We start from the raw sequence: 6,326 nt of genomic DNA, 5'->3' as shown, positions 1-6,326 counted from the left end.
AAAGTGTCAGCGGTTTTCCGTCCGGAATTGCGTAAAAAAAGAGATAGAGCTCAGGCCCTGCCGTAGAGCGGGACCAGCGTGCCGCTCATGGCCTGGTTTGCGGGCGAGGCCAGGTAAGCGATCGCTTCCGCAGCTGCTTCAAGGCTGACCCATTTGGCGAAATCGGCGTCCGGCATGGCTTCGCGGTTGGCCTGCGAGTCGAGCGTCGAGGGGGCCACGGCGTTGACCAGTATGCCCTTGTGCTTCAACTCCTCGGCCATCGCCACCGTCATTGCCGCGACCGCGGCCTTGCTCGCCGTATAGGCGACCATGCCCGAACCTTTGCGCGGTTCCAGGCCGGCGCGCGCGGTAACGTTGACGATGCGGCCGGCCGTGTCGGACGCCAGCAGCGAGCGCACCGCGGCGCGGCTGCACAGGAAGGTCGTGCGGGCGTTGGTGTCCATCATTTCGGCGAAGGAGGCCGACTCGATCTTTTCGACCGGCGCCATGGTGAAGCCGCCGGCAAGATGGATCGAGGCCCAGAGCTCGGGCACCTGATGGTAGAAGGCCTCGACCTTGGCCGAATCCGACAGGTCGACATTGTGCGCCAGATGCACGCTGGCGTGGGCTGCGTAGGGAAAATGCGGCGGGGCCGCCGCGTGGGCATTGGGCACGTGGCAGATCGCGCCTTGCTCCAGCAATCTGCCGACAACCGCGCCGCCGAGCGCCCCAGTGCCGCCCGTGATCACGACATGTCTGCCGTTAAGCGTTTCCGTCATACTTTGAGCGCTCCTGTCATTTTTTTATGATTATATCTCGGGTTATGCCGCCCCAGGCTGGAACGTCGCGCCTTTCGCGCTGTCACTCAATTGAAATATCGACATGGCTGGCGCAGCGTCTTTGCATGTGTGGGGGGTCGTGGCCGGTGACGACAATTGCCGACCCGCCGGCGCCGTCCGGGCGACGGCCGCACCAGCCTTTCAGTCGACGGTGATTTCGATGACGCGCGGCTTGCCGGCCGCCCGCGCGCGCTTCAGCGCCTCGGCCAGATCAGCGGTTCCGGTCAACCGCTCGGCCGCGATGCCATAGGCCTCGGCGAGCTTGCAGAAATCCGGCGGCGCCGGCGAGACGCCGACCGGCTCGACACCGACGTCGAGCATCGAGGTCTCGATCTCGCGATAGCCGCGATTGTTCCAGACGACGAAGATCACCGGCGTTTCGGCATCGAGCGCGGCGCCGATCTCCGGCAGGGTGAACTGGAAGCCGCCATCGCCGGTGAGGCACACCACGGGCGCTTCCGGAACGGCAAGCGCTGCGCCGATCGCCGCCGGCGGACCATAGCCCAGCGCGCCGAAGCCGGTCGCGGCGTTGAACCAGCCGCCGGGGCGGTCATGGTCGTAATAGAGGTTGGCGGCATAGATCGGCTGGGTCGAATCGCCGACGATGATGGTGCCCTGCAGCGCGTCGCGGATCATCTCCACCGCGCGCACCTGCGCCAGGTATTCGGGCTTCAGTTCGGCCCGCGCGGCCTGGCGCGTCGCGGCGGCGCGAGCCTCGCCATCCCCAGCCGCAACATGACCGGGCCCGACCGCCGCAAGCAAAGCCTCGATGCCCTCGGCGCAATCGGCCTGGATGCCGACCGTCACCGGCCGGCGCGCGATCTGGTCGGCGCCGATATCAATGCGGATCAGGTTCCTGGGCAGCACGAAGCCGCCATCGCCATAGCCGTCATAATCGGTCGGGCCGAATTCGGTGCCGGCGGCGATCACCAGATCGGCGTCCGCCATCAGCGCGCGCACCGCCTTGAGGCTGGGGCTGGCCGGCACGCAAAGCGGATGGCCGTGCATCAGGCCGCGCGCATTGACGGTCTCGACCACGGGAGCGCCGAGCGCCTCGGCCAGGCGTTGCAACGCCGCGTCGGCCTTCCTGGCGCCGCCGCCAGCGAGGATCAGTGGACGGCTGGCGGCCCTGATCAACTTCGCCGCCTCGGCGATCGCCGCCGCGTCCGGCGCCGGCGGCGCGGCGTTGCTCAGCGCCGCCGCTATGCCGTCGGCGGGCTTGACCATGACGTCGGTGGGGATCTCGATATGCACCGGCCCCGGCCGAGCCGACGAGAACAGCGCGAAGGCGCGGGCGAGCGCGCCCGGCAATTGCCCGGCCTCGGTGAGGCGCTCGGAAGACAGCGCGACCTTTTCCATCATGCCGCGCTGGTCGGGCAACTCATGCAGGTAGCCGAGACCCTTGCCCAGCGTATCGGTGGCGTTGACGCCTGAGATGACCAGCATCGGCACGGAATCGGCACGCGCCTGGCCCATGGCGGTGATGGTGTTGGTCAGCCCCGGTCCGGTGATGACGAAGGCGACGCCCGGCCGGCCGCCGGCGCGCGCATAGCCGTCGGCCATGAAGCCGGCGCCCTGCTCGTGGCGCGGCGTGACATGACGGATCCTCGAACGCGCCAGGCCGCGATAGAGCTCGACCGTATGCACGCCCGGAATGCCGAAGACGGTGTCGACGCCATGCGCTTCGAGCAAGGTGATCAGCGCTTCGCCGATGGTGGTCATTGGTCTTCTCCCGTTACAGCGAGTCACTGTTCCAGCGACCCGCTCTATCTCTTCTCTCTTACGCAATTCCGGACGGAAAACCGCTTCTCACCTTTCCTGGAATTGCTTTTTTTCCTACGCAATTCCGGACGGAAAACCGCTTCACTTTTCCTGGAATTGCTTTTCCGGCGCGAGGCCGAGCTCGGCCTCTATGGCTTTGATGCCGATCGCCGCCAATTCGCCAGACGAGAACATCTCGCCGGCCAGGCAGCCTTCGATCCAGAGCCCGTCGATGATGGCGTTGATGGCGATGGCATGGTGGCGCAGTTCGCTTGCGTCCGGCTTACGCCGTTCGGCGGCGAGCACTTCGGCCACGACCCCTTCCACCTCGTTGCGAAAGCCGAGATAGCCCTCCCGGTGGGCGCGGGCGAGCGTCGGATCGGCGCCGGCACGGCCGATGAAGGTCGCCCAGAGCGAAAACACCCGCTGATCGATGATCGGCGCGTTGAGATTGGCGGTGACGAAGGCGGCAAGTCGCCGGCGGGGCGAGGCGTCTTCCATCAGCAATGCCGCTTTCGCCTGCTCGGTCATGCGGCCCATCAACGCCGCATAGGCTTCCCGCAGCAGATCTTCCTTGCCGGGGAAATAGTGGCGGATCAGCCCGGCGGTGACGCCGGCGCGCAAGGCGATGGTGCGCACGGTGGCGCCCTCGAGGCCATGTTCCGCCACGCTGTCCAGGGTCGCATCTATCAAATCCTGCCGCCGCCGCTCCTCGCCCTCGCGGCGGAACTTGCGACGGGACGGCGCATTCATTGGCGCAGGATCGGCCGCGTCAGGCATGTCGGTCCACCTTCGCAGGCGATGCAGAGCGCATCCGCCTCGAAGATCTCAACCGTGCAGCCGGCGGCTTCCATCGCGGCTTTGGTCTTTGGAAAGCCGGCCACGGCAATGACCTTCAACGGGCTGGTCGGCAGCACGTTCAGGCTGAGGCCGTTGGACGCGGCGAACTCCTGCGCATCGCCTTCGACCAGGCGAATGCCGCGCGCCTTCAGCATCTGGTAGAACGGGGCCGGCAGAAGCGGCGAATAGACCAGCGCGAGGTCGTCGGCCAGCGGGCTGATCACCGACATCAGATGCAGGCAGGCCTCTTCGCCCTGCCACAGCGGCAGGTCGAAGCCGTAGACGGAAATGCCGAGCGGCGTCAGCAGGTTGGCAACCTGCTGGATGCCTTCCTGGTTGGTGCGCACGCCGCGCCCGATCGCCAGCGTGCGGGCATCCACCCATACGCAGTCGCCACCTTCGACCTGGCCGGGCGCCTCGACGCGGCCGAGGACCGGAATGCCCAGCCTTCTATAGGTCTCCTCATGCAGCGAAGGCTCTTTGGCACGCAACGGCTTGCCCATGGACAGGATCAGCGCGCCGCGATCGGTCACCAGCGATGGGTCATGCGTGAACACCGAATCCGCGAGACCGTCGGCCTTGTCCTCGATCCACTCGATTTCGGCACCCGAAGCCGCCACCAGTTCGGCAAGGACCACGTGCTGCATTGCTGCTTTCGCCGGGTCGAAACCCGGGCCATAGTGCCAGGCAGCCCTGTCGGCGCTGCGCATGGCGTTGGCCGCCGAACGCATCAGCACGCGCCGCAACGGCGCCGCCATGGACTGTGATCCGAAAGCGCTCATCGATGCCCTTCTAAGATGAAAAAAAGCGAAAAAATTTCATGAAAGGCTATTTATACACTTGCACAACAACGCCGCAAGTGCCGTAATGAGCGGGATTGACGGGCTCGCGCTGTCGGGTCCATGCTGAGGTCTGGAGTGGGCAGTGCAGCGTATGTTGATTAGCCGGATGGACGTTCGACGACCTGCCTTCGACCATAGAGAGGTTGCCCGGTGAGCGTGGCGGATGCCGCCCCAGTCCAATCCGGCAAGGCGCAGAGCGCCGCCGCCGAAGCCATCCATGTCGGGAACCTGCACAAGAAATTCGGCCAGCTCCATGTGCTGAAGGGCGTTTCGCTGTCGGCGCGCGACGGCGAGGTGGTCGCCATCATCGGCGGCTCCGGCTCCGGCAAATCGACGCTGTTGCGCTGCATCAACTGCCTTGAAAACCCGACCAGCGGCATCATCCGTGTCAATGGCGAGGAGATCAAGCTCAAGGCCGACAGCCACGGTCATACCGTTCCGGCCGACCGCCGGCAAATCGAGCGGATCCGCTCCCGGCTCGGCATGGTGTTCCAGAATTTCAACCTGTGGAGCCACATGACGCTGATCGAAAACGTCATCGAGGTTCCGGTGCATGTGCTCGGCGTCAAGCGCGACGAAGCGATCGCTCAGGCGGAGAAGCTGCTCGCCCGCGTCGGGCTCGCGGAGAAGCGCGACGTCTTTCCGGCCTTCCTGTCCGGCGGCCAGCAGCAGCGCGCCGCGATCGCCCGGGCGCTGGCGATCAACCCGCGCGTCATGCTGTTCGACGAGCCGACGTCGGCGCTCGATCCGGAGCTGGTCGGCGAGGTGCTGAAAGTGATCGGCGATCTGGCGCGCGAGGGGCGCACCATGGTGCTGGTGACGCATGAAATGAAGTTCGCCCGCGAGGTCGCGACGCATGTCGTCTATCTCTACAACGGGCTGGTCGAGGAGGAGGGTCCGCCCGAACAGCTGTTCGGCGCCCCCAAATCCGAAAGGCTCAAACAATTCCTCCGCAATGTCGGCTAGGGGCCGGCATCAAGCGGAGCGAAAAACCGGGAACAACAACAAACTGGGAGTCCTGACATGAAGACTGTTCTCAAGACATTCGCGGCAGCGCTGCTTTTCGGCGTCGCGGCGATGGGCGGCGTCGCCAAGGCCGAGCAGGTCAAGATCGGCGTCGCCGCCGAGCCCTACCCGCCTTTCACCTCGCCCGACGCCAGCGGCAAATGGGTCGGCTGGGAGATCGATTTCGTCGACGCGGTCTGCGCCGAAGAGAAGCTCGACTGCGTCATCACGCCGGTTGCCTGGGACGGCATCATCCCGGCGCTGACCACCAAGAAGATCGACGCCATCGTCTCCTCGATGTCGATCACGGCCGAGCGCGAGAAGACGATCGACTTCTCGGACAAGTACTACAACACTCCGACCGCAATCATCGGGCCGAAGGACCAGAAGTTCGGCGCCACGCCGGACGATCTCAAGGGCAAGGTGATCGGCGTCCAGGTGTCGACCGTGCATGCGGTCTACGCCAAGAAGCACTTCACCGGCGCGCAGGAGATCAAGGAATACCAGACGCAGGACGAAGCCAACAACGATCTGGCCGCCGGCCGCATCGACGCGGTGCAGGCCGACTCGATCGCGCTCGGCGAATTCCTGAAATCCGACCAGGGCAAGGCCTGCTGCGACCTGAAGGGCATGGTGGCCCCGGACGACGAGGTGCTGGGACCGGGTGTCGGCGCCGGCATCCGCAAGGAAGACACCGCGCTCAAGGAAAAGTTCAACGCCGGCATCAAGGCGATCCGCGCCAACGGCAAATATGACGAGATCTCGAAGAAGTATTTCGATTTCGACATCTATGGCGGCGCCACGCAGTCGAACTGAGTCTCTCGCAACTGAGTGAGGGCATGGCGTTCGCGCCATGCCCGATCCTTGCCACGCACGCTTGCCGCTGACCTTCGGCTTCAGTGGCTTGCCAGCAATCCGGGGGTGAAGCTGATCGACGCCTTTCTTCCGGCCTCGGCGGCCGGCATCATCGAACTCCTGTCACCGGTGGCGCCAGGCTGGGGCGGCACGCTGCTGGTCGGGCTGCTGCATTCGCTCGAGATCGCCATCGGCGCCACCTGCC

6 protein-coding genes are annotated in these 6,326 nt (G+C 65.5%); 2 read left to right on the top strand and 4 right to left on the bottom strand.

All coding sequences use genetic code 11. The features are described 5' to 3' along the window. Positions 1 to 50: 50 nt before the first annotated feature. The 4 genes from EOA27_RS17385 to EOA27_RS17370 form a co-directional block, all read right to left on the bottom strand. Positions 51 to 758: an SDR family NAD(P)-dependent oxidoreductase gene (locus EOA27_RS17385; RefSeq protein ID WP_127256780.1), complete on the bottom strand. Its 708-nt coding sequence runs from the start codon at positions 756 to 758 to the stop codon at positions 51 to 53. 201 nt (positions 759 to 959) lie between these two features. Beyond that, on the bottom strand, positions 960 to 2,540 hold the full coding sequence (locus EOA27_RS17380) for a 5-guanidino-2-oxopentanoate decarboxylase (RefSeq protein WP_127256778.1): 1,581 nt from the start codon (positions 2,538 to 2,540) through the stop codon (positions 960 to 962). A gap of 141 nt (positions 2,541 to 2,681) precedes the next feature. Beyond that, positions 2,682 to 3,359 carry a TetR family transcriptional regulator C-terminal domain-containing protein gene (locus tag EOA27_RS17375; protein WP_127256776.1) on the bottom strand — a complete coding sequence of 226 codons (678 nt, stop codon included), beginning with the start codon at positions 3,357 to 3,359 and terminating at the stop codon, positions 2,682 to 2,684. Next, positions 3,329 to 4,201 carry a dimethylarginine dimethylaminohydrolase family protein gene (locus EOA27_RS17370; protein ID WP_127256774.1) on the bottom strand — a complete coding sequence of 291 codons (873 nt, stop codon included), beginning with the start codon at positions 4,199 to 4,201 and terminating at the stop codon, positions 3,329 to 3,331. Before EOA27_RS17370 ends, EOA27_RS17375 begins: the two co-directional genes overlap by 31 nt. Positions 4,202 to 4,411: 210 nt before the next feature. Here EOA27_RS17370 and EOA27_RS17365 point away from each other — a divergent pair, with 210 nt between their 5' ends. Together EOA27_RS17365 and EOA27_RS17360 are read left to right on the top strand one after the other, a co-directional pair. Continuing rightward, positions 4,412 to 5,227 (top strand): ABC transporter ATP-binding protein, encoded by an 816-nt coding sequence (locus EOA27_RS17365; RefSeq protein WP_127256772.1) that lies wholly within the window; start codon positions 4,412 to 4,414, stop codon positions 5,225 to 5,227. Between the two features lie 57 nt (positions 5,228 to 5,284). Beyond that, positions 5,285 to 6,082 carry a transporter substrate-binding domain-containing protein gene (locus EOA27_RS17360; protein WP_126079859.1) on the top strand — a complete coding sequence of 266 codons (798 nt, stop codon included), beginning with the start codon at positions 5,285 to 5,287 and terminating at the stop codon, positions 6,080 to 6,082. The last annotated feature ends 244 nt before the right edge of the window (positions 6,083 to 6,326 follow it).

Source organism: Mesorhizobium sp. M2A.F.Ca.ET.037.01.1.1 (assembly GCF_003998075.1).
Taxonomy (GTDB): Bacteria; Pseudomonadota; Alphaproteobacteria; order Rhizobiales; family Rhizobiaceae; genus Mesorhizobium.
The sequence above is the reverse complement of the archived record's forward strand: the minus strand, read 5'-3'. Positions and strand labels throughout refer to the sequence as shown.